Annotated in this window: 17 protein-coding genes and 4 tRNA genes (1 of these 21 cut by a window edge); all 21 read left to right on the top strand. The window is 46.2% G+C overall.

Translation table 11 applies throughout. The features are described from left to right. On the top strand, positions 1-1,808 hold the 3' portion of the coding sequence (locus ACAW68_01795; GenBank protein ID XGA16326.1) for a C39 family peptidase. Its footprint begins 64 nt before the window's first position; only the last 1,808 of its 1,872 coding nucleotides appear in the window; its start codon lies beyond the left edge, outside the window; it ends in the stop codon at positions 1,806-1,808. 227 nt (positions 1,809-2,035) lie between these two features. Beyond that, the gene (locus tag ACAW68_01800) at positions 2,036-2,911 is read left to right on the top strand and encodes a phosphate ABC transporter substrate-binding protein (protein ID XGA16327.1); all 876 of its coding nucleotides are present in this window, start codon (positions 2,036-2,038) and stop codon (positions 2,909-2,911) included. A 91-nt stretch (positions 2,912-3,002) separates the two neighbouring features. Continuing rightward, positions 3,003-4,292, top strand: a complete 1,290-nt coding sequence (locus ACAW68_01805) for a DEAD/DEAH box helicase (GenBank protein ID XGA16328.1) — start codon at positions 3,003-3,005, stop codon at positions 4,290-4,292. Continuing rightward, positions 4,282-4,500 (top strand): double zinc ribbon domain-containing protein, encoded by a 219-nt coding sequence (locus ACAW68_01810; protein ID XGA16329.1) that lies wholly within the window; start codon positions 4,282-4,284, stop codon positions 4,498-4,500. Before ACAW68_01805 ends, ACAW68_01810 begins: the two co-directional genes overlap by 11 nt. A gap of 31 nt (positions 4,501-4,531) precedes the next feature. Beyond that, the gene (locus ACAW68_01815; GenBank protein ID XGA16987.1) at positions 4,532-4,957 is read left to right on the top strand and encodes a ComF family protein; all 426 of its coding nucleotides are present in this window, start codon (positions 4,532-4,534) and stop codon (positions 4,955-4,957) included. Positions 4,958-5,115: 158 nt separating this feature from the next. Continuing rightward, complete coding sequence (hpf, locus tag ACAW68_01820; protein XGA16330.1) at positions 5,116-5,682, top strand: ribosome hibernation-promoting factor, HPF/YfiA family; 567 nt, start codon at positions 5,116-5,118, stop codon at positions 5,680-5,682. Positions 5,683-6,156: 474 nt separating this feature from the next. Further along, the gene (locus ACAW68_01825) at positions 6,157-7,449 is read left to right on the top strand and encodes an O-acetylhomoserine aminocarboxypropyltransferase/cysteine synthase family protein (GenBank protein ID XGA16331.1); all 1,293 of its coding nucleotides are present in this window, start codon (positions 6,157-6,159) and stop codon (positions 7,447-7,449) included. 79 nt (positions 7,450-7,528) lie between these two features. Then, the gene (locus ACAW68_01830) at positions 7,529-7,972 is read left to right on the top strand and encodes a hypothetical protein (protein ID XGA16332.1); all 444 of its coding nucleotides are present in this window, start codon (positions 7,529-7,531) and stop codon (positions 7,970-7,972) included. After that, positions 7,972-10,155 (top strand): Tex family protein, encoded by a 2,184-nt coding sequence (locus ACAW68_01835; GenBank protein XGA16333.1) that lies wholly within the window; start codon positions 7,972-7,974, stop codon positions 10,153-10,155. Before ACAW68_01830 ends, ACAW68_01835 begins: the two co-directional genes overlap by 1 nt. A gap of 72 nt (positions 10,156-10,227) precedes the next feature. Next, a complete protein-coding gene (locus ACAW68_01840; GenBank protein XGA16334.1) occupies positions 10,228-10,575 on the top strand; it encodes a hypothetical protein in 348 nt (115 codons plus the stop codon). Between the two features lie 64 nt (positions 10,576-10,639). After that, positions 10,640-10,723, top strand: a tRNA-Leu gene (locus tag ACAW68_01845). 300 nt (positions 10,724-11,023) lie between these two features. Beyond that, positions 11,024-11,572: an NADPH-dependent FMN reductase gene (locus ACAW68_01850; protein ID XGA16335.1), complete on the top strand. Its 549-nt coding sequence runs from the start codon at positions 11,024-11,026 to the stop codon at positions 11,570-11,572. 133 nt (positions 11,573-11,705) lie between these two features. Next, positions 11,706-12,227 (top strand): hypothetical protein, encoded by a 522-nt coding sequence (locus ACAW68_01855; GenBank protein XGA16336.1) that lies wholly within the window; start codon positions 11,706-11,708, stop codon positions 12,225-12,227. A 109-nt stretch (positions 12,228-12,336) separates the two neighbouring features. Beyond that, positions 12,337-14,466, top strand: a complete 2,130-nt coding sequence (locus tag ACAW68_01860; protein ID XGA16337.1) for a copper-translocating P-type ATPase — start codon at positions 12,337-12,339, stop codon at positions 14,464-14,466. Positions 14,467-15,015: 549 nt separating this feature from the next. After that, complete coding sequence (locus ACAW68_01865; protein XGA16338.1) at positions 15,016-16,473, top strand: MDR family MFS transporter; 1,458 nt, start codon at positions 15,016-15,018, stop codon at positions 16,471-16,473. Positions 16,474-16,562: 89 nt separating this feature from the next. Then, positions 16,563-16,652: transfer RNA gene (locus tag ACAW68_01870), tRNA-Ser, on the top strand. Between the two features lie 35 nt (positions 16,653-16,687). Next, a tRNA-Met gene (locus tag ACAW68_01875) sits at positions 16,688-16,761 on the top strand. Positions 16,762-16,766: 5 nt separating this feature from the next. Next, positions 16,767-16,856: transfer RNA gene (locus tag ACAW68_01880), tRNA-Ser, on the top strand. A 66-nt stretch (positions 16,857-16,922) separates the two neighbouring features. Further along, the gene (locus ACAW68_01885) at positions 16,923-18,503 is read left to right on the top strand and encodes an ATPase P (GenBank protein XGA16339.1); all 1,581 of its coding nucleotides are present in this window, start codon (positions 16,923-16,925) and stop codon (positions 18,501-18,503) included. Positions 18,504-18,701: 198 nt separating this feature from the next. Beyond that, positions 18,702-20,264: a ribonuclease Y gene (rny, locus tag ACAW68_01890; protein XGA16340.1), complete on the top strand. Its 1,563-nt coding sequence runs from the start codon at positions 18,702-18,704 to the stop codon at positions 20,262-20,264. Between the two features lie 1,214 nt (positions 20,265-21,478). Then, positions 21,479-23,407: a PTS cellobiose/arbutin/salicin transporter subunit IIBC gene (ascF, locus tag ACAW68_01895; protein XGA16341.1), complete on the top strand. Its 1,929-nt coding sequence runs from the start codon at positions 21,479-21,481 to the stop codon at positions 23,405-23,407. Positions 23,408-23,417: the final 10 nt, after the last annotated feature.

Genomic DNA, 23,417 nt, shown 5'->3' on the forward strand with positions numbered 1-23,417 from the left:
CCGCATTAGCGGATGAACAAGAAAATGGACAGCAAGATCAGCCACAACAAACGGTAACGGAAACTGCGCCGATTGAGAATGCGGTGGTGGTCGTGACAGACGAAGAAAGTAATGCAGCTAGTGAAGCTGTTGTGGCGGATGAAAGTGAAGCAGCAAAATCAGAAAGCGTTGCAGAATCATCTGCTGCATCAGAGAACACGGATGAGAGTGTTATATCCGATTCATCGGCGGACAGTACAGTCGCAAGTTCAGAGGCCGAAAGCGTTGCGAATAGCTCGGTCGCAACACCGTCAGCTAGCTCACAAGCATCGACAACTAGTAGTGCTTCAGTAGCATCAACTGACAAGGCTGACAGCGCTACTAGCTCAGTGGCATCTGATATTCAAAAGCCGTCAATATTGATTGGTAAGGCACCGGTTTCAAGTGCAGCTGCAAAGCAAGAATCAGTTGCTAAGACACCAGCTAAAGAAGCAACAAATAATCAAACAAAAACGACCGCACCGGCAGCGCCAACCGAAAAGAATGGTTATGTGGACGGAGTATTCTATCGTCATAACGAGCGCGTGAATGGCTATGTTTATGATGGTAAGCATTACGTCTTATTCAAGAATGGTCTTAAGCAAGTTGGTGTGCAACGTTATCAGAATGGGTTGTATTACTTTAATCCTAAGACTGGCGAAATGGTAAAAAACAAGTATGAGACGCAAAATGGGGCCAGTTACCTATTTGGTAAAGACGGTAAGGCAACCACAGATGTGCAACACTGGAATGTGACTTATTATTACTTTAACCACGATACGTACAAGCGTGTAAATAATGCCTATCTGCAATCTCGATGGGGCCAATGGTACTTATTCGGATCGGATGGACGCATTCAGACTGACGTGCAACGTTGGGCAGGTAGTTACTATTACTTTGATCACAATACCTTCTTGCGTCGTGATAACAACTATTTGCAGTCACGTTGGGGTGATTGGTACCTATTTGGTAGCGATGGCCGGATTAAGACGGATGTGCAACAGTGGGCAGGTAGTTATTATTACTTTGACCACAACACGTACCTACGCCAAGACAATAACTACCTCCAATCAAATTGGGGCTTGTGGTACATGTTTGGTGATAATGGGCGTATCGTGACTGGTGTTAAAGACTGGTACGGTGATACCTATTACTTTGATAAGGGTACTTATCTAAAGGCCACAAACTCTTCACGCAATGTGGATTACGGGATTGCGCACTTCAATGGTGGCGGTGCGATGGATGCCATTACGTTGAATCACCGTTGGTACTCACAACTAAACGCAGGTATGCCACAAGGATGTGAGGGAGCATCACTTCAAATTGCGGCGTCTGTTAAGGGACGTTACTACGACATTAATGCGTTGTATCGCCAGATGGGTTACGGCTGGAACGTCGCCCCATGGCAAGGATTCTATGGTGATCCATACAGCGCTGGGGCTGCCAAGGTTGAAACCATCTTTGCCACGGCAATGACAGATCGTTTGAAGCCAATGGTTAAAGGGATTAGAGATTTGACTGGGGCTGGTGTCGGAACAGTTATGAGCGAGCTTCGTAACGGTCGGGCTGTTGTTACCTGGGGAAACTATAATTGGAACCTGGCCAACCAGAAGGCTTTCCACGTGATGACCATCGTTGGGTATCGCAACGGCCAGTTCTTGATTTCTGATCCATATGCCACGAGTCCACGTGAGTATTGGTTGAATATGGGACAATGGGAGTCAGTTAACGCCGGTACAAACGCTGTCGGCTGGGCAACGCCGTCACGTATGAATCTCACAATTGTATAAAGCAGACTACGAACGTCACTCGAAAAATCGGGTGGCGTTTTCCTTTTGTAAAGTAACTATTTACAAAAACACAATGGAATCATGACACAACACTGACTAAACACATACAAAGGGTCACTATACTTAAAGATGTCGTAAGGGGTAAGCGCCTCAATCTGCTACTACTAACTGTGGCTTACCGCTTACGACCTAACTCGAATAATACATGACCAGAGAAGGAGTCAGTGATGAATAAGAAGCAGTTTGTTGTGGGAAGTACTGTTGTTCTCGTATTAGCCGGGGGATTGGTTGGGCATGATGCAAATGCCGCAAAGAAAAAGCAAGTGTTGGCTGTGGGGTCAACCGCTTTACAACCACTAGCGTCACAAGCCGCTGAGATGTATGGAGAGAAGCATCCTGGCGTGTCAGTTGTCGTGCAAGGTGGTGGATCTGGTGCTGGCCTAAGCCAAGTTGGTAAGGGTGGCGTGACTATTGGGAATTCTGATATCTTTGCGAGTCAGAAGGACGGGGTCGATGATAAAAAGTTAACCGATCACAAAGTAGCAGTTGTTGGTATCACGCCAGTTGTGAACAAGGATGTGCCGGTGAAGTCTTTGACAAAGGCTGAGCTTCGTGACATCTTCACGGGCAAGATTACCAACTGGAAGGACGTTGGTGGCAAGGATGAAGATATCGTCCTAGTTAACCGTGCCCAAGGTTCTGGTACACGTTTCACGTTTGAACATGATGTGTTGGACGGCGAGAGCGCCAAGACGTCACAAGAGCAAGATGATAATGGCGCCGTTCAAAAGATTGTGTCAACGACACCAGGCGCTATTTCATATTTGGCTTTCTCATACACGACAGGACCGAATGCCAAGGGAATTAAGACGGTTGCCATTGATAAGGTGAAGCCAACGGATAAAAATGTTGCGTCAAACAAGTGGCAAATCTGGGCCTATGAGCATATGTACACAACGAAGAAGACTGATAAGAACACAAAGTCTTACATCAAGTTTGTACAATCAAAGGCCATGAAATCAACAATCAAGAAGTTGGGATACATTCCGGTTTCTGATATGAAGGTTACTAAGAACGCTGACGGCGACGTCAAAAAGAATTAACGATAAGATGAGCACGTTGAACAGAGAGTCAATGTGCTCTTTTTTTGGACAAAAACGATAAAACTTCCTCTTTATTAACAAGGGGGATGTTATGGAATTTGATCAAAGTCTATTTTATGGACGACTAGTGCCGGTGACGAACACGGCCACACTGCCAGATAATGTGGTGGTGACATCAGCAATTGAACACAACACTTGTCAGCGGTGTGCGACGACAATTAAACCAGATTGGCGTTTGTCAGACGGCGCTAGTTTTTGTTGGGCATGTGCCAACTTAGGACGACTTTCAAGTCAGGAGGTCTTAGTGACAATACCTGAGCCACATACATTTGAAATTGATTCGGATCCTTGTGTGTGGACGGGAAAATTAACGTCAGCTCAGCAACGCGTGGCGGATGACCAAATCAAAGCATTAGCGAATGGTGATTCACATCTCACGTATGCCGTGACAGGCGCTGGTAAAACGGAAATGTTATTTCCGATGCTGGCGTATGCGCTACAAGCTGGAAAACGTGTCGCCATCGTGTCACCGCGTGTGGATGTGATTGTTGAATTAGCACCTCGTATTCGGGCGGCATTTGTCACGGATTTCGTCACTCTTTATGGTGATTCACCAGACGAATACCGCTATACCCAGTTAGTTTTGGCTTCAACACATCAATTATTGCGTTTCAAACAAGCCTTTGATGTCATTGTGATTGATGAAGTTGACGCTTTTCCATATGCGGAAAACCAGCAACTAATTGGTGCTTTGCAACAGGCTACCGCCAAACAGGGTTCCCATTTTTATCTAACGGCGACACCGAGTCCACGGTTATTGCGCGAGGTACGCCGTAAGCAAATGGCGATTAGTTTGTTGCCACGTCGGTTCCACGGTAATCCACTACCGAATTTTACAATTCGTCGGATTGGCGATTGGCGTAAAAAGTTGCCTAAACGGGTACGACGATTGCTCCAGACGTATCAACAAAGTGGGCAACGCTTTCTACTATTTGTGCCGACGGTTGCTGATTTAGATATTGTGCTAATGATGGTTCATCACATGACACCTGAAATCGCCATTGCAGCTACACACGCGGCAGATCCAGAACGGCAAGCGAAGGTGCAGGCAATGCGTGAAGAAAGCCTCCAAGCTTTGATTACGACTACTATCTTAGAACGTGGCGTAACCTTCCCAGGAATTGACGTGATTATTTTAGGGGCTGATGATTCAGTATTTAGTCAGGCGGCGCTTATTCAGATTGCTGGGCGATGTGGGCGTAGTAGTAGCCGACCATTCGGCGTGGTCACATCATTCGTGCAAGAAAGAACGCAAACATTATTAGCAGCGCGGAGTGAGATTAATTATTTGAATCAAATGGGGCAAAATTATGAGGTGTGAGTTTTGCGGAACGAGTGTCACAGAAACCTGGCGATTAACTGATTTCTGGCAGTTTAAAACAAAATCCCAACAACCCATTTGTCAGGCATGTTGGGAAAAATTCACACCAATTCTTGGCCCGACTTGCCAAGAATGTGGTCGAGCATCCCAACAAGAAATATGTGAGGATTGCCAGGTTTGGTTAGGGGGATGGCTATCCGCCACTTAATAATCAAGCGCTGTTTAAATACGATGCCATGATGCACGATTACTTTCAGCAGTATAAGTTTCGAGGTGGGTATCATCTGCGAACAATTTTCCAAAATGCGCTGCAGAAAAGGTTGGCTGAAGTTTCAGTGGATATGATTGTGCCAATCCCAGTTAGTCCCGACACGTTGGCGATGCGCGGGTTCAACCAAGTTAATGGTCTATTAGAAATATGTGAAACAAATGATATTCTATGTTGTATATCGCATAACAAGAGTGTACAATCATTGAAAACACGTCAGGATCGTCTAAATACGGTACAGCCATTTATGTGCCAATTGGGTAATCTTGATTTAACTGGTCAGAGAATTTGCTTAGTTGATGATGTTTATACTACAGGGAGAACCTTGCGACATGCTGCGACGTGTTTATATGAATGTGGTGCGAAACAGATATGCACGATTACCTTAGCTAGATGACGGAGCTATGAACAGTTTATGAAAACGCTTTCTCTCTTGTCATCTGAGTGTTACAATATAGTTACCGAAAGGACATCTCAAGGATACTTTGGGAGATGCGTGAAGCCATTATTAGGGGACTAGGCCCACGCAAAATAAGTCAGATAGGAGACAGAATTATGCTAGAATTTAAGGTACGTGGTGAAAACATTGAGGTCACAGACGCGATGACTGAGTACATCGAGAAGCGTTTGTCACGTTTGGAGCGTTACTTGAATGATGATGCTAAGTATGTAGCACACGTAAATGTTCGTTCTTACAAGGAAGGAACTTTCAAGACTGAAGTAACGATCCAATTGCCATACCTGTTGTTGCGTGCAGAAGATACGCAATCAGACATGTATCAAACGGTTGACTTCGTGTCAGAAAAGTTGGAGCGTCAAATCCGTAAGTACAAGACTAAGGTTAACCGCAAGTCTCGTGAAAAGGGATACAAGGGTATCGAGCAATTGGACTTTGCTGTTGAAGAGCAAGTTGAAGAAGCTGAGGCTGAAGAAGCAGCAGGTTTGGACATTGTTCGTACGAAGCACGTTGCTTTGAAGCCAATGGATGCAGAAGAAGCCGTTTTGCAAATGGAATTGTTGGGCCACGAGTTCTTCATCTTCCAAGATGCTGAGACAAACACACCAGCTGTTGTCTACAAGCGTCGCGATGGCAAGTATGCTTTGTTGGATACGGAAGCATAATTTCGTTAGATTAAGGCGTTACGCATAAAACCTATAATAAAATCAAACACTGGTATGAGATGATAGGGCATCTCGTACCGGTGTTTTTTTCTGTTGTTGACTTACTAAAAATTAGAGTATACAATCGGTATTGTTAAAAATTAATGAGAAACAATTTGAGCAGGAAAGTAGTTAGTCTTGGGAAATGCACAGAAAACTGTTGAATGATGAGAGACAGTGATTAACCAGCTGATGAAAATGGCCTGTGATTGGTATGCGTGAGTGGCAAGTCTATGAGCGCATAACGGGTTGGTCGCCGTTACAACGACACGCGTATCGTCAATGCATCATCTCGCACCCTGATCGTACGTTATGAAGATTGCGTTGGGTAACTGGCCAATGAAGATAGAATGGTAACACGACAAGCTCGTTTCTATTCCAGAATTTATCTGGGGTAGGAACGGGCTTTTTATTTTAGAAATGAGGCATAACAATATGACAGAACAAGAACTTAACTTCGACACACTTGCTTTGCATGGTGGATATACACCTGACGCGGAGGCGCATGCAACGAGTGTCCCTATCTACCAAACGACGTCATATGTTTATGACAGTGCAGATGATGCAGCGTCACAATTTGCGCTTGAAAAGCCGGGCCAATTGTACACGCGCTTCACGAATCCAACGACAGCTGTTCTCGAAGATCGGTTAGCCTTGTTGGAAGGTGGTGTAGGCGCAGTAGCAGTTTCATCAGGGATGGCTGCGATTAATTACGCATTGGAAAACTTGACGGTTGCTGGTGACCACATCGTGGCAGCCAACACCCTTTATGGTGGCACGCACAACTTGCTCGCAACCGCATATCCACGTCGCGGGGTGACAACAACATTTGTTGATATCGATGATTGGGTTGCGGTTACAAATGCGATTCAAGCGAATACGAAGGCGTTGTACGTTGAATTAATTGGTAATCCAAATTCGAATATTGCTGACTTAACCGTCTTGGCTGACATTGCACACGAAGCGGGAATTCCGTTGATTGTCGACAATACGTTCGCAACGGCGTACCTATCACGCGTGTTCGACTTTGGTGCGGATATCGTGGTCTACTCAGCGACTAAGTTCTTGTCAGGTCACGGCGCAGCGCTGGGTGGTGTGATTGTCGATAGCGGTCACTTTGATTGGACGCAAAATGATAAGTTTCCTGGTTTGACGACGCCGGACGAAAGTTACCACGGGCTGGTTTACACGGAAAAGTTTGGGGATGCTGCTTACATTAATCGGATTCGCTACAACTTGCTCCGCGACACTGGCGCAACGTTGTCACCATTCAATGCGTGGTTGATTTTATTGGGCCTAGAAACGCTGTCGTTGTGTGTCCAACGCCACGTGGATAATGCTAAGCGCGTTGCCCAGTTCTTGTCACAACACCCAGCTGTGGCGTGGGTGAATTATGCCGGATTGACTGATAATCGTTACTACGAGCGTGCGCAACAATATCTGCCAAAGGGACCTGGCTCAATCTTCACGTTTGGGGTTGTCGGGGGTGCTAAAGCTGGTAAAAAAGTGTTGGACAGTGTCAAAGTATTCACACATTTTGCTTCGTCTGGTGAAGGTAAGTCATCTATCTTGCACCCGGCATCAACCTCACACGCGCAACTTTCAGAAGAAGAGTTGATCGCATCAGGCACGCGTCCAGAGACACTACGCTTGTCTGTCGGCATTGAAGATATTAGTGATTTGTTGGCTGACTTGGATCAAGCATTGCGTTTTGCAACCGGCGATTAAGCCACGGTGAAACCTGTTATAATAGAATCATTATTGATTAATTATCAGTGCCGTTAAAGGCAAGAAGGAGATTCTATTCATGGCTAAGACGAAGTTCGTTTCACCACAACAATACGCAGCAAACTTGGGGGCTGTTATCCAAGCAACTGAGGACGCTGGTAACAAGGTGGCACCTTTCTTTGAGAAGTTGGATGACGCAATCAAGGCTGACAAGGTAGCCGAGATGCCAAAGGCAGAATTCCAAGAAATTGCAATGGAATTTGACGAAGCCGTTGCCGTTTACAAGGACGCTTCAGCCAAGATCAACGCCATTGCTGCGCCGGTTCGTTTGATGGGTGTTCACCAATCAATGAAGAAGACGTTTGGTGAATATGCTGATGCCACTGAAATGATGGCTAAGTCATTGGACGTTGAAAACCAAACGATTAACATGGACGACTTTAAGCAATCAGAAACGGATCAAGATACGTTGATGGAGAAGTTCTTGGTGCAAGTTCGTCGCATCATGAACACGGTAATGTAATGACGACGGCGGTAGATGATGCCCTAAAGATTGATATCGTTGGGGAAGTAGCAAAGGAATTAGCTTTGCCACTTAAGAAAGTGACAGCCACGGCTGATTTGTTGGCTGATGGTAACACGGTGCCATTTATCGCACGTTACCGTAAGGATGTCACGGGTAACTTGGATGAAGTCCAAATTCGTGATATCCAAGCAGCCACGAAGCGTTTGGAAGATTTGCAAGCACGCAAGGCGACGGTCGAAAAGGCCATCACTGAGCAAAAGGCGATGACGCCAAACTTGATGAAGGCTTTGGTGGCAGCTGATACGATGCAAGCGGTGGAAGATTTGTATCTCCCATACAAGCAAAAGCGTCGTACCAAGGCTACGATTGCCAAGGAAGCTGGCTTGATGCCAATGGCACAGTTCGTGCAAAAGTTCCCAGTGGCAGGCTTGCAAGCTGAAGCGGCAAAGTTTGTCGACGCGGACAAGGACTTGCCAGACGTGGCTGCCGTTATGGCTGGTGTGCACGAAATCTTTGCCGAAGTTATCGGTGAAAACGCTGGCTTGCGTGACTGGGTTCGTAAGTACACCCGTGACCACGGTCGCTTGGTTTCTAAGCAAAAGCGTGGCGCAGGTGATAAGGACGAACAAGGCATTTTCCAACTTTACTACGACTTTAGTATGCCGATGAATAAGGTGGCGAACCACCAAATTTTGGCAATTAACCGTGGTGAAAATGAAGGTGTGTTGTCAGGCAGCATCGATGTTGACGTGGCTGCTATCGAGCGTTACTTGAAGTTCCGCTTGGTTGGGTCAAAGACTGGCGAATCAGCCGACGTTTTGACAGCAGCAGCTAACGACGCCTACAAGCGTTTCATTGGTCCAGCTATCGAACGCGAACTGCGCAAGGAATTGTTCGATCGCGCAGCGGGGGATGCCATTAAGGTGTTTGGCACAAACTTGTATCACTTGCTAATGGCAGCGCCTTTGCGCGGTCGTGTGGTGCTCGGGTACGACCCGGGTGTCCGTACTGGTTCTAAGTTGGCAGTTGTTGATGAGAATGGTAAGTTCTTGGAGAAGGCGCACATTTACCCATTGCGTGGTATGCAGTACGATCCTAAGGGCGCTAAGCAAACCATCATTAACTTGGTGAAGAAGTACGGTGTATCATTGGTTGCCATTGGAAACGGAACGGCTTCCCGTGAGTCACAAAGTTTCGTGGCCGACATCATCAAGTCGGATTTGCCTGACTTGCAATATGTCGTGGTTAACGAATCAGGTGCATCAGTGTACTCAGCCAGTGATATGGCGCGTGCAGAATTCCCTGACTTGCAAGTTGAGCAACGTTCAGCCATTTCAATTGCCCGTCGTTTGCAAGATCCAATGGCCGAGTTGATTAAGATTGACCCACAAGCGGTTGGCGTTGGGCAATACCAACACGACTTGCCAACGAAGGAACTTGAAACGGAATTGGATGCAGTATTGGAAACAGCTGTTAACCAAGTTGGTGTTAACTTGAATACGGCGTCACCACAATTGCTAACACACATTGCTGGTTTGACGAAGACGACGGCGGCCAACATTGTGGCTTATCGTGATGAGAACGGTCAGTTTACGTCACGTGCGCAATTGAAGAAGGTACCTAAGCTTGGTCCTAAGGCGTTTGAGCAAGCCGCTGGATTCTTGCGTTTGCCAGATGGCAAGAATGCGTTGGACAACACTGATATTCACCCAGAGTCATACAAAATTGCGGAAGCTTTGCTGGCTGAGGCAGGTGTCACAGCACTAGGTGAAGCCGCGCAAAAGCCATTGGCTCGTTTGAACAATCAAGCGACAGCTGATCGCTTTGGCATCGGTCTCGCAACGTTGCAAGACATTATTGCATCATTGGGTAACCCAGGTCGTGATTTGCGTGATGACGCGCCAGGTGCTGTGTTACGTTCGGATGTGTTGTCATTGAAGGACTTGAAGCCGGGGATGCAATTGCAAGGAACGGTACGTAACGTGGTCGACTTCGGAGCATTCGTTGATTTGGGTGTGCACGAAGACGGTCTGGTTCACATTTCACGCATGGCTAAGCGTCGCGTGACTAACCCACATGAGATTGTTGCCGTTGGTGACATCATCACGGTTTGGGTGGTTGACGTTGACGTAAAGCGTGAACGAATCGGTTTGACGATGATTGAACCAAAAGAAAAGTAAACGAGGAGAGTGGATGAAAGTCCACTCTTTTTTGGTAACCAGGTATAATAGAAAGAAAAGGGGGAAAGTGCCATGGCATTTTTAGACGTAGTAAGTAAGGTCGTTAAGAAGACTGGCGATGTCGTGACTGTATTGGGCGAGCAAGCACAAAAGGGTGGCGACTATTTGGCTGATCCAGAAAACCAAGCCAAGATTAATGACAAGGTGGGTGAATTCAAGGACGCTGTTGTTAATGTGTTTAATGACATCACCAAGAAGGACAAGTCACAACAAACCGAAGCTGAAGCGGAACCTGGGGTACGCAAGGATGTAACGCCAGCTGATGAGGATATTATTATTAATTATCCAGAAGATGAACCAGCTGAAGACGTTAAGGTAGAGGTCTTGCAACCCCGTCATAACAATGATGACGAGATATAGTCAGCTTGCATACAAGCGTTATATCTGATAATATAATCTGTGCTGATACTTTCGGTACAGACATGCGGTCGTGGCGGAATTGGCAGACGCGCAGGATTAAGGATCCTGTGGTAGAGATACCGTGCGGGTTCGACCCCCGCCGATCGCATAATGATTTGAAAAGCCTCGAGATACATTGATGTGTCTCGAGGCTTTTTTGCTGTCTTCGCGTTGATTTTAGTCTGCTAGTACTTTGTTTTGCCATGAATGAGAAGTGAAAGTTTTTGCGGTTTTCTCAAAAAGTTAGATAATTACGGCATTAAGTCAGGATTCACCTACATTTGCGGGTCAAAATGGACCGTAAATGGGACGTTCCTTTTTATTTGACACCTTGCTTTTTCGTGCTACTCCATATAGACTTATATTTTGTAAGTGAAATGTAGTACAAATCAGTTAGGAGATTTTAATCATGACAAAGTACGGTGTAATTGTAGGATCAACTCGTAAGAACTCATACTCACTTGGTGTAGCCGAGGCCCTTGTTGCTGGTTTGCCAGCTGATGCAGAAGTTTCATACTTCGACATCGCAACGTTGCCTTTGTACAACCAAGACCTTGATGCTAACTCTCCTAAGGAATATGAAGACTTCCGTGCGTGGGTTTCTGCACAAGATGCCTTCATCATGGTAACGCCTGAACACAACCGTTCAGTGCCAGCTGCATTGAAGAACGCTTTGGACATCGCTTCACGTCCATGGGGACAAAACGTATGGGCTGGAAAGCCAGTTTTGCCTGCCTCACAATCAATCGCCGGTCTTGGTGGTGTTGTAGCGCACCACGTGTTGCGTAACACTTTGGACTTCTTGGACATGGCAATCATGCACCAACCAGAGCTTTACATTGGTAACACGGCCGAATTGGCAAACGAAGGTGGAAAGATCACTAACGAAGGAACGAAGTCATTCCTTGCTGGTGTAGCTGACCAATACAACACGTTTGTTTTGAAGCACTTGGGATAATAACTATCTATGAAAATGACGACTAGTTTAACGACTGGTCGTCATTTTTGTATATGTAAGGGTTATCATTTAACATTTGACCGAAATAAGCGTACGCTTAACGTATCCACCGGCTACGAAAGGAAGTGCACTTATGGACGCAATGGAGAAGTCACAACGGATCGAAAATTGGTTAAAAGAAAATGGGTCTGTGCAAGTCGCGGTTTCAGAGTACATGGCGGCTAATCCGCCAATGTCAGTCAGCCGCTTCTTGGCGACAAACGACTGTTCTAATAAGCCTGAAACGGGCTTGGAAGGTATTTTGTTGCCAAGCGGCTTGTATTACGACTTGCGTGGTTCTCACAGTATGATGATGAATGTGCTTGCAGCGCAGGCGCTTGATACGACAATTGAGAACTACATGAAGTCGGTACCCAAGGTTTGTTATACCGCAATGACAGCTTATGCAATGAAAATTACAGGTGCTGTCATGCTACACAATAATGTACAACAATATGCTGATGAATTGACTCAGGCGCAAAAGGATGCGCTATTGCAGTTGGAATCAGCAAATAAATTGGTAGTTAATCTCCAGCCAGTCCGGATGCCGGCGCGTATCAAGGTGCACTATCCCAAGCTGGTTGAACGGCAACAGGCAGTGCTTGCGGCTAACTAGAGAAAGAGAAACGTTCTGGCAACGAGCCGGAACGTTTTTTAATACCATTTTGCTTATTTAAAGTTTGGCGGTAGAATGAATTGTGAAGTTGTACACACGGAGGAGAGCGATGACAAAACATGATGATCATCATGATATGAGTATGCATGAGCATAGCGACCATCAGATGAATATGAGTGAAAAACATATGGACATGGATATGCCAATGGACCACATGGACCACATGGACCACATAGACCACATGGATCACATGAATCATGATGACATGATGATGCACGGTGGCCACATGATGCATATGGGGAATATGAATCGAAAGTTGATTGTATCCCTAATCTTGACGGTGCCAATTATCCTGCTGTCACCAATGATGGGGATGAAGATGCCGTTTACGATTACTGGCATTCCGGGTCAAAACTGGTTGGTGTTGTTGCTAGGTTCAATTCTATTTTTCTACGGTGGCACACCGTTCTTTAGCGGTGCCCGTGGCGAATTGCAGAGTCGCAAGCCGGCAATGATGACGTTGATTACAATGGGAATTGTGGTGGCTTACGTCTACAGTTTGTATGCCACGATTATGAATGCCTTGCATCCCGAAGCAATGGTGATGGACTTCTTCTGGGAGCTGGCAACGTTGATTGACATTATGTTGATTGGCCACATCATCGAGATGAACGCGGTGATGAAGGCTGGTTCTGCCGTGGACGGGTTGGCAGCGTTGGTGCCTAAGATGGCTCACCGTCGTCATCATGGTGACCACTTCATGGATGTCGCTATTTCGGATTTGGCATTGGGCGATGTCTTGTTGGTTAAAGAAAATGAGCGCGTACCAGTTGATGGTCGCGTCTTAACGGGGATGCCAACGTTGGATGAATCATTGCTAACCGGTGAATCAACCGGCGTTATGAAGCATGAAGGTGACCATGTTGTTGGCGGGTCGCTAAATGGTGGCGCCTCATTTACGATGACGGTGGCGCACCGTTCTGATGATGGTTTCTTAGCGCAAGTGCAACACTTGGTGGCGAATGCACAACAAAATCAATCACACGCAGAGACGTTAGCTGACCGCGTAGCTGGCTGGTTGTTCTACGCTGCGATGATTGTTGGTATTTTAGCATTCGTTATTTGGACGGCACTCCACGGCTTTGCGTATGCTTTGCCAATCGCGGTGACGGTCTTTATTATTGCCTGTCCACACGCGCTTGGGTTGGCCATTCCATTGGTTGTTGCGCGTTTGACTGGCTTGGCTGCCCAAAATGGTTTGCTCATCCAAAACCGCGCTGCCTTGGAACGCGTGAACGATTTGCGTTACGTGTTGATGGATAAGACGGGTACGTTGACGGAGGGTGACTTTAAGGTACAAACCGTGAACGCTCTGGCTGACGGTTGGACGTCGGATGATGTGTTACGTTATGCAGCGGCGCTTGAACAAGGTAGTTCGCACCCGTTGGCGACTGGCATCTTGAAAGCAGCCCATGATTTGGACGTGCCAATGGTGATGCACCAAACGGCGACGGCTGGTGAGGGCGTATCTGGTATGATCGGCGATGCACACTACCGTTTGGTGTCACCAACAACGTTGCCGGAAAATTTGGATCAACAGGTTCGTGACCTGATTATGACAGCAACGGCGACTGGCGAAACAGTCAGCGTTTTGTTAAAGCATGACGAGCCACTTGGTATTATCGGATTGTCAGACGCCATTAAGCCAGATGCGCAAGACTTTATCGACAGCTTGCATCAACAAAACATCACACCGGTCATGCTGACTGGTGATAATGAAAAAGCAGCCCAACGCGTGGCGTCAGCTTTAGGTATTCACGAAGTCCGTGCTGATTTGAAGCCGGCCGACAAGATTGAGTTGGTCAAGACGTACCAAGAAAACGGTGCGGTGATGATGATTGGTGACGGTGTTAATGACTCACCTGCATTGGCCCAAGCTGACTTGGGTGTGGCGATTGGTGCCGGAACTGACGTCGCAATTAATGCATCAGATGTGGTGTTGGTTGATTCAAAACTTGCTGATGTCACAACACTCCTTGAATTGGCCCGTCAAGCTAAGCGCAAGATGACCCAGAACCTCTGGTGGGGAGCAGGATATAACTTGATTGCCATCCCATTGGCAGCTGGTATTCTAATTCCTATTGGTTTTAAGCTTGATCCAATGGTCGGTGCTATTTTGATGTCACTCTCAACAATCATCGTGGCGATTAACGCGATGACGTTAAAACTAAAGAAGTAAACAAAAACGGCGAAGCATATCTGCTCCGCCGTTTTTTGATGAAGTTGTTTTTAACCCCCACACGGCTCTCTCTAAAAGCCATGGCGCTGTGTCAGCTAATTTCTACTGAGAAAGGGAAAGAGAGATGGTAGAAATTAGTGACGGGTTAGCACGTAAGTTATTATGCCAGTTAATGACGGGTCATGGTTAAAAAGTGCCTGAGGCGGGAATATTTGGCGGTTTTTAGTCTTTTTAATGGGTTTAGACAACAAAAAACACGCGCCAGGGGGGACGCGTGTTTTTTAAGAAGATTTGGCTAGCTGGCAAAAGAATCTAAGGGGGAGGGGGGAAACCAGCTAGTCGGGGATCTTCAATTATGCTAGGGATAAGTCAGGGGCGCATATCTGCGCTTCTGAATGATTATAGTATGCTGCAAATTTGAGCCTCTAACTAAAAAGTGCCAAATATGAGTCAAATTACTGTGATTTTTTACATTGGGACCTTAAACCCGCTACTCAGCTTACAAAATGTTAGAATAATAAGTCGAACAAAAGAAAGCAGGTGAACAAGATGGAAGCAAAGCCAAAGTACGTCGGATTGATTACGGCGGCCATCCTGCTATCAACCTTTATGTCAGCTATTGAGGGAACTGTTATCTCAACAGCTATGCCAACAATCATTGGATCGTTGCACGGCATTAAGTTGATGAGCTGGGTATTCAGTATTTATATGTTGATGACTGCCGTGGCAACGCCAATCTATGGTAAGTTATCAGATTTGATTGGTCGCAAGCCGGCGATGCTATCTGGATTAATCATTTTCTTGATTGGTTCAATGATGAGTGGTGTATCGGATAGCATGGGGACTTTGATCTTCTGGCGTGCTATTCAAGGTATTGGTGCTGGTGGTATTATGCCAGTTGCCTTTACGATTTTGGCTGACCTTTATCCAATCGAAAAACGTGCCTCAATCATGGGCTTGAATTCAACTGCGTGGGGTGTTGCCTCAATGGTTGGACCACTAGTTGGTGGTTATTTGGTTCAAAACTTGTCATGGCACTGGGTATTCTTTATTAATTTGCCAATTGGCATTATCACGATTGCTATTTTAATTTTCTTCTATAAAGATACCTTCGAAAAGCGCCAAGCCATTATTGACTATCCAGGTGTTCTTTGGATGTCAGTGTTTATCGTTGGTTTGTTGCTTGGTTTGCAAATGATTTCAGAAGCAAACTGGTTGTTGATTGTGATTTTCTTCGTCGCCTCAGTACTTTGTTTGATTTTGTTCATCAAGCGTGAGCGCAAGGCGCCAGAGCTATTGATTGATTTGAAGATGTTTAAGTCAGTTGACTTCACAGCTGCCAATACAATCGCTGGTTTGACCGCTGGATTTATCATTGCATACAACATTTACTTGCCAACGTGGATGCAAGCACTTGGTGGCATGAAGCCATCAGTTGCTGGATTCGTTGTCACACCAAGTTCTGTTGTTTGGATGTTCGGTGCAGTGATTGCTGGTCGTGTTTTGGCTAAGCACAGTGCCCAATACCTCTTTAAGTTTAGTTTGTTTGTTGGTATGCTTTATGCCATCATGTTGGCTGTGATGCCTGGGGATGCGCCGTTCGTTTTGTTCCTAGCTACTGGATTGATTTTCGGTTTGACGATGGGATCAACGATTACGGCCTCAACGGTGATGGCCCAACAAACAGTTGAGCCAAGCCAAATTGGTATGGCCACGTCATTTAACAACTTGGCCCGTGCTATGGTTCAAACGATGATGACAACTGTTTATGGTGTTGTGCTTAATGTTTCAATGTCGATTGCTTTGCAGTCACACCACAACTTGCACTTTGCTGAGTTGAATCAATTGATTGATCCAAACACAGCAAAGAACTTGCCAGCTAGTCACATTGCGCCATTGCGCGACATCATGACGTTTGGCTTGCACAACATTTACTGGGTTGGTGCAGTGTTGATGTTGGGGGCTGTCTTGACGAATGTCTGGGCAACTCGTCAGTTGAAAAAGTAAAATTAAATTGCTTCAACAAAAGTGTTGACATTTAATAGGCAAATGCGTATTATATTACATGTGGTTGCGATAAGTAACTTACATGTTTTGGAGGATTACCCAAGTCTGGCTGAAGGGAACGGTCTTGAAAACCGTCAGGTCGTGAAAGCGGCGCGTGGGTTCGAATCCCACATCCTCCTTTGACATCTCTGATGTCACAATTTAATTTTATTATCGCGGGATGGAGCAGTCTGGTAGCTCGTCGGGCCCATAACCCGAAGGTCGTAGGTTCAAATCCTGCTCCCGCAATTTATGGAGAATTACCCAAGTCTGGCTGAAGGGAACGGTCTTGAAAACCGTCAGGTCGTGAAAGCGGCGCGTGGGTTCGAATCCCACATTCTCCTTACTGATAACCGTGTCCATTGGGCGCGGTTATTTTTTTATTCTAAAATCTTGAGGAGTTATGAATTATGTTAACATTACAGCTTCGTTATCTCAGATATGCAATTGTTGGGGTGGTTTTGACAGTTTTGACGGCGCTGATAATGCCAGTGTTACTAGGTATGAGTCCGTTTTTGGATTTGTCAGTACCACATCGTATGATGGCTGCCTTTGCAATCGCGACTGTATTTGTGATTGTGGTTGATGTGCGCGTGGGGATGCAAGCATGGCGCCAACGCCAAGAAGAGGGACTCACAACATTGTGGGTGCCATTGATTGGTCAAACACTTTGGTTGGCAACGACTGCTTGGATTTACAAGCAACCAGTTGCCGGTGACTTCTTGAAGACCATGACGTTGCCCGTTATGTTGGGCGGGTTGACGATTTTGTTGCTAACGTTTGGTTTGTTGCAACGTCGTGAACGTGCGATTCCGCTAGACGATGTCATGAAACAAGCAACGCGTCGTTTGACGTGGTTGGTTGTGGTTTTGGCAATTTACGCCTTGATTTTCTTCGGCCTAACGTTGAACTGGCAATCAGGTTTGACGGTCGCAACGTCAGTATTGCTAGTCGTTGATCCACGCTGGCCAGCTTTCTGGGCTGGTTGGCGTCGCTTCCGCATTTTGCGTGCGCTAGCTAAGGAAGGGGTGACCTTCCAAAATCCACACGCACTTGATGAAGTACGTGATGTGAACCATGCTGTCGTTGAAAAGACTGGTTTATTGACTAGTGATGACGTGACGGTGACTTCCGTGATGTCTTTGGACGACCGTTACAGCGATTTTGACATTCTTGGTATTGTGACTGGCCTGGTTGAACCAGTTAACGGTGTGCTTTCTAAGAATATTTTGGCGTTTGCTGAAGAACGTGGTGTTTATCCTTCAAGCGCTAGCGAAGTGGAACTTATTCCAAATGCTGGTATCCAAGGTGTGATTTTGAATGAACACTTTGCGGTTGTCTCAGCAGCATTCGTCTTAGCGAATGATTACACGGTAGATGAAGACGTCTTGGCAACGTATAAGGACCTTGGTAATTCTGTCAGCTATGTGGTTGATAGTATGCAAGTTGTCGGTGTCATGACGTTTGGTACGTCAATGAGTAAGGTTGTCTTGCCAATCGACCGTTTCTTCCGTGAGCGTGGCATTACAACGTACATTGCAACGGCTGATACGTCTGGATCAGTCCAACAATTAACGAAGCTAATGGGGACGTTATCAGAACCGGCGACTGATTTGACGCCTGATGAAAAGGCTGCCAAGCAAGCCGAGTGGGTTAACGATGGTGAGTCAATGTTGATTACGAACCAAGCTGTTCCAGAAGAAGTGGTACCAATGTTGACGGTGGCTGTTGGCAAGGAAGATATGATTGCTGACGTCCACGTTGAAACGATGACCGACTTGCCAAAGTTGTGGGATACAACTGACGCTTTGCTAGGAGCGGACACAAAAGTTTTGCTCTGGACAAGCGTGGTTGTCTTGCTAATTGTGTTGATTGCTGCTGGCCTTGGTATCTTTGTTACACCTTGGTTGTTCATGGCACCAATCGTCGCAACAATCATTCGTTTGGTCTTGTCATTAACTTTGCGTGCCGTAGTTGCACCCGAAAATTAACAAATGATTACAACGTGAAACATATGGCCCGTCATGTCCCCGAAAGGTTGATATGACGGGCTTTTTGTAACCTACAGCAATTCCGCTATAAATTGACTTATGTTGTGGAAAAGCCTAAAATGAAACATGTGTTAATAAAGCGCAAAAAAACACTATTGATTTGACATGAAAGTCAACTCTATAGACAGGAGATACAAGATGAACATTGCAATGATCATCCTGCTGTCGCTTGTCGCAATCGTAATTGGCGTTGCGATTGGTTATCAAGTTGCGAAGACTCGCATTAATCACTCGCTAACCATTGCACGCCAAACCGCATCAGATATTACGAGTCAAGCCGCTAACGATGCTGAGCAGATGAAAAAGACTGCCATCGTCGAAGCGCGAGATGAAAGCCAACGTTACCAAGAACGCATTGAACGTGAACTACAAGACCGCCGTGCGGAAGTGAAGTCACAAGAAGAGCGTCTGGTAAGTCGTGAATCTGTATTGGACCGAAAGGATGCTTCATTGCAAAAGCGTGAAGAAGTCATTTCGGAAAAGGAAACGAAACTTGATCACCAACGACAAAGTGTCAACGATAAGCAAAAGCGTGCTGAAGAATTAATTACAGAACGCGAAGCGAAGTTGGTCGAGATTGCAGGCTTGAGTCGTGAAGACGCTCGTGAGCAAATCTTGTCAGAGACAAAGGAAGCTTTGGTTTCTGAACGTGCCGTTATGATTAAGGAAAGCGAAGAGCAAGCTGCAGCCGAAGCTGAAAAGCGGGCTAAGAACTTGGTGGTTAGCGCCATCCAACGTTCTGCTGCAGACATGGTTGCCGAAACAACGGTATCAGTTGTGACGTTGCCTAACGATGACATGAAGGGACGAATTATCGGTCGTGAAGGTCGAAACATTCGTGCCATCGAGACGGTTACTGGTATTGATTTGATTATCGATGATACGCCAGAAGCAGTCGTATTGAGTGGATTTGATCCGGTTCGTCGTGAAATTGCGAAGAATGCTTTGGAGAAGTTGATTGCCGACGGTCGCATTCACCCAGCTCGCATTGAAGAGATGGTTGAAAAAGCCCGTAAGGAAATGGATGAGCACATCCGTGAAGTTGGTGAACAAACAATCTTTGATTTGGGCATTCACAACATGCACCCTGACTTGATTAAGACAATCGGTCGCATGAACTACCGTACGAGTTATGGACAAAACGTGCTCGTACACTCAATTGAAGTCGCTAAACTAACAGGCATGTTGGCTGCTGAGTTAGGTGAAGACGTTACGCTTGCCAAGCGCGCAGGATTATTACACGATATTGGTAAGGCAATCGATCATGAAGTTGACGGTTCTCACGTAGAGCTTGGTGCAGAATTGGCCAAGAAGTACAAGGAACGTCCAGTTGTGATTAATGCCATTGCCTCACACCACGGTGACGTGGAAGCTGAGTCTGTTATCGCCGTCTTGGTTGCAGCCGCTGATTCAATTTCAGCTGCACGACCAGGAGCGCGTTCAGAGTCACTTGAAAACTACGTTCAACGACTACAACAACTTGAAGCCATTGCCAATGACTTCAGCGGTGTTGAAAAGTCATTCGCGATCCAAGCGGGTCGTGAGGTTCGTGTTATCGTTGAGCCGGCTGCTGTTTCTGATTTGGAAGCAACAGTTTTGGCCCGCGACATCAAGAACCAAATTGAACACGATTTGGATTACCCAGGCCACATTAAGGTTACGGTTATCCGCGAATCACGTTCAGTGGAATATGCGAAATAATAACGAAAACAGCGAACTGCCTCGGCGGTTCGCTGTTTTTGTTTAGACTGGGTTTTTAGAAATTTTGATAGATATTAAAAAATAAAAGTTAATGAAAGGGTTTACATTTGCTTTGAAACCGCTTACAATAATAAATGTGTTAAAGACACGGGGGAACGTAACATTTGGTAGACATTAATTAAAAGCGTAGAAGGGATGGGGCCCTAGTTGGTATCACGCCGTCATATCTCACTCTTGCTGCTTGAAAACATCGTTCAATATCTAAAACTAGCTGAAAACTCTTCTCCTTCAGAAAACACTAGAACGATATAATTTCTCTCCAGAAAATTCGAGCAGCAAGAGGGTGATGCGACGACTCTTTATCAACATCAACGCTTTCACAATCAAAAATATTTTGTGGGTCGTCAACCATAACCTAAAGCCATATTGCGGATACGCAGTATGGCTTTTCTTTTTTAGTTTGTGGTTAGTGTCCGTCCTGACGGCCGGAGTGCTTGGCCCCTTCTAGGGCACGCTAACACGTCCAGACCATGACCTGCAGGGAGCGGAGTCCACGCCATTGGCGCGTGCTCCTTTACCTCCCGTGGCTCTAAGTGGGGAACCCGCTAAGAGGCCACACCTGCGGGTCAAGGTCTACACGTGTCTATACGCGTGGCGGGGCCAAGCACAGCAGCCGAGCAATACTCTATTTGTTCGATCTTCAACTGCCACAAGATGATAGGGTGAATAGTTTACCCATTTATTTTCCGGTGGATGTTGATCTCAGAAAGAATAGTACATCTTGGCTGCTGGTATGGGATTTGGTTGGGGTGGTGGTGCGGAGATCCTGCGATATTAGCCGGTGACCAAGCAAGGACAGGAGCACCAATTATCACTTAGCAGCAGTGGATTTCAAGCCGATAGGCGCGGAAATACGCTGAGGCTTAGGGAGAATGGGACTCCGTTGCCACCAGCTTATATTGTAGGACGGAGCACCGCCACCCCAACCAAATTCCATGCCTCGACGCAACGCGTCGACACTAACCACTACCAACCTTTTCATGACAGTTGCATAACACAATCCTGCAAGTTCACTGAAAGCACAGAAATAAGTCCTAGTCAATAGTAAGCGGTTTCATAATTTGGTCATATTTAGCCCAAATTTTGACTAAATGTAAACGCTAACATTAATTAAGTAATAAAGATGTTTAAGGATATATTTGAGGTGAAAGCTAATGGCTCAAGATTTTAAGAAGCTTGCTAGCAGCGTGGTTGATGCTGTCGGCGGCGTAGGAAACGTTACTAATCTAACGCACTGCATGACGCGTTTGCGCTTTATTTTGAAAGATGAAGCAAAGGCTAGTGATGAAACTGTAAAGAACATCCCAGGTGTTATGGGATTGGTTAAGCAAGGTGGTCAATACCAAATCATTATTGGTAACAACGTGGCTGCTGCTTACAAGGAGATTTTGGCACTTGGTGTTGATGGTGGGGCTACGGTCGACGCCAGCGAACAACCAAAGCAAAAGTGGACGTTGAAGCGCGTTGGTATGACGATTTTGGATGCCATTATCGGAACAATGACGCCTTTGATTCCAGCCATCATCGGTGGATCAATGGTTAGGTTGTTGGCAATGTTGTTGCTAATGACGGGTGTTGTTGGTGAAACAAACTCAACGTACGTTTTGTTGAACACGATTGGTGATGCGGCATTCTTCTTCTTGCCAATCTTGGTTGCTGTTTCAGCATCAAAGAAGTTTGGTACGAACACGTACTTGGCTGTTGCCATCGCAGGTTTGATGGTGCACCCAGTGTTCATGGACTTGATGGCTAAGGCTGCTGAAGGGCAAGCTGTAACGTTGGCAATGTTGCCAATCACGTCAGTTAAGTACACGTACACGATTATTCCAGCTATTGTTATGTCATGGTTGCTACGTTACATCGAAGCTGGTGTTGATCGCATCACGCCACTTGTAACGAAGAACTTCTTGAAGCCAATGTTGATCTTGTTGGTTGGTGCGGTTATCGCAATCTCAATCGTCGGACCTGCTGGTGTTTGGCTAGGTAACGGTATCTCAGCTGTTGTTTACGGTATCCACGGTAAGCTAGGTTGGTTGGCTGTTGCGATTGTTGGTGCTATCTGGCCTTTGTTGGTTATGACGGGAATGCACCGTGTGTTCACGCCAACAATTGTGACGACTATTGCCGAGACTGGTTCAGAAGCCATGGTTATGCCTTCTGAAATCGGTGCCAACATGTCACTTGGTGGTGTCTCATTGGCCGTTGCCTTTAAGACGAAGAACCGCGAATTGCGTCAAACTGCCTTGGCAGCTGCTTCATCAGCTTTGATTGCTGGTATCACTGAGCCAGCCTTGTACGGTGTGGCAATTCGTTTGAAGCGACCAATGATTGCTTCAGTTATTACTGGATTTATCGCAGGTGCCGTGGCTGGTTTGGCCGGCTTGGCATCACACTCAATGGCTGCACCTGGTTTGTTCACGTCAGTTCAATTTATTGATAAGGACAACCCAACAAGCATTTTGTGGATTGCAGCAGTTATGGCAATCTCAGTTGTTGTTTCATTCGCATTGACGTTGATTCTTGGCTTCGAAGATATCCCAGTTGAGGATGATGAAGCTGATATGGTTACGCCAGCTAGCGTTAAGTTGATGGCTCCTATGAAGGGTGCTGTTATGGGCTTGCACGATGTTGCTGATGAAGTCTTCTCAAAGGGCTTGCTAGGTAAGGGTATGGCAATCGAGCCAGTTGACGGTAAGGTTGTTTCACCAATTGCTGGAACGGTTACGACGGTCTTCCCAACGAAGCACGCAATCGGTTTGACTGATGATCACGGTATGGAAGTTTTGATTCACGTTGGTTTGGACACGGTTTCACTAAACGGTGAGCCATTCGAAGCATTGGTTGCTGCTGGTGACCGCGTTGAAGTTGGAACTGAATTGTTGCAAGCTGACTTGGACGCCATCAAGGCTGCCGGTTTGCCTACGACGACGGTTGTTGTTATTACGAACACAGACGAATTTAAGGACGTTACGCCAGTAGAGCCTGGTAACGTTTCATTCAAGGATCATGTCATGGAAGTCTTCCACCACGAGAAGGAAGACGATGCACAAACGGCTGTTGCAGCTGACGCATCATTGGCATAAACGAGAGATT

It is taken from the genome of Weissella confusa, from assembly GCA_041871065.1.
GTDB lineage: Bacteria > Bacillota > Bacilli > Lactobacillales > Lactobacillaceae > Weissella > Weissella confusa_A.

Coding starts and splice junctions, on each gene's coding strand:
- ACAW68_01850 (XGA16335.1), top strand. CDS start 11,024: ATGACAAAGTACGGTGTAATTGTAGGATCAACTCGTAAGAACTCATAC.
- rny (XGA16340.1), top strand. CDS start 18,702: ATGAACATTGCAATGATCATCCTGCTGTCGCTTGTCGCAATCGTAATT.
- ACAW68_01825 (XGA16331.1), top strand. CDS start 6,157: ATGACAGAACAAGAACTTAACTTCGACACACTTGCTTTGCATGGTGGA.
- ACAW68_01835 (XGA16333.1), top strand. CDS start 7,972: ATGACGACGGCGGTAGATGATGCCCTAAAGATTGATATCGTTGGGGAA.
- ACAW68_01800 (XGA16327.1), top strand. CDS start 2,036: ATGAATAAGAAGCAGTTTGTTGTGGGAAGTACTGTTGTTCTCGTATTA.
- ACAW68_01840 (XGA16334.1), top strand. CDS start 10,228: ATGGCATTTTTAGACGTAGTAAGTAAGGTCGTTAAGAAGACTGGCGAT.
- ACAW68_01830 (XGA16332.1), top strand. CDS start 7,529: ATGGCTAAGACGAAGTTCGTTTCACCACAACAATACGCAGCAAACTTG.
- ACAW68_01810 (XGA16329.1), top strand. CDS start 4,282: ATGAGGTGTGAGTTTTGCGGAACGAGTGTCACAGAAACCTGGCGATTA.
- ACAW68_01805 (XGA16328.1), top strand. CDS start 3,003: ATGGAATTTGATCAAAGTCTATTTTATGGACGACTAGTGCCGGTGACG.
- ACAW68_01865 (XGA16338.1), top strand. CDS start 15,016: ATGGAAGCAAAGCCAAAGTACGTCGGATTGATTACGGCGGCCATCCTG.
- ACAW68_01860 (XGA16337.1), top strand. CDS start 12,337: ATGACAAAACATGATGATCATCATGATATGAGTATGCATGAGCATAGC.
- ACAW68_01885 (XGA16339.1), top strand. CDS start 16,923: ATGTTAACATTACAGCTTCGTTATCTCAGATATGCAATTGTTGGGGTG.
- ACAW68_01855 (XGA16336.1), top strand. CDS start 11,706: ATGGACGCAATGGAGAAGTCACAACGGATCGAAAATTGGTTAAAAGAA.
- hpf (XGA16330.1), top strand. CDS start 5,116: ATGCTAGAATTTAAGGTACGTGGTGAAAACATTGAGGTCACAGACGCG.
- ACAW68_01815 (XGA16987.1), top strand. CDS start 4,532: ATGCACGATTACTTTCAGCAGTATAAGTTTCGAGGTGGGTATCATCTG.
- ascF (XGA16341.1), top strand. CDS start 21,479: ATGGCTCAAGATTTTAAGAAGCTTGCTAGCAGCGTGGTTGATGCTGTC.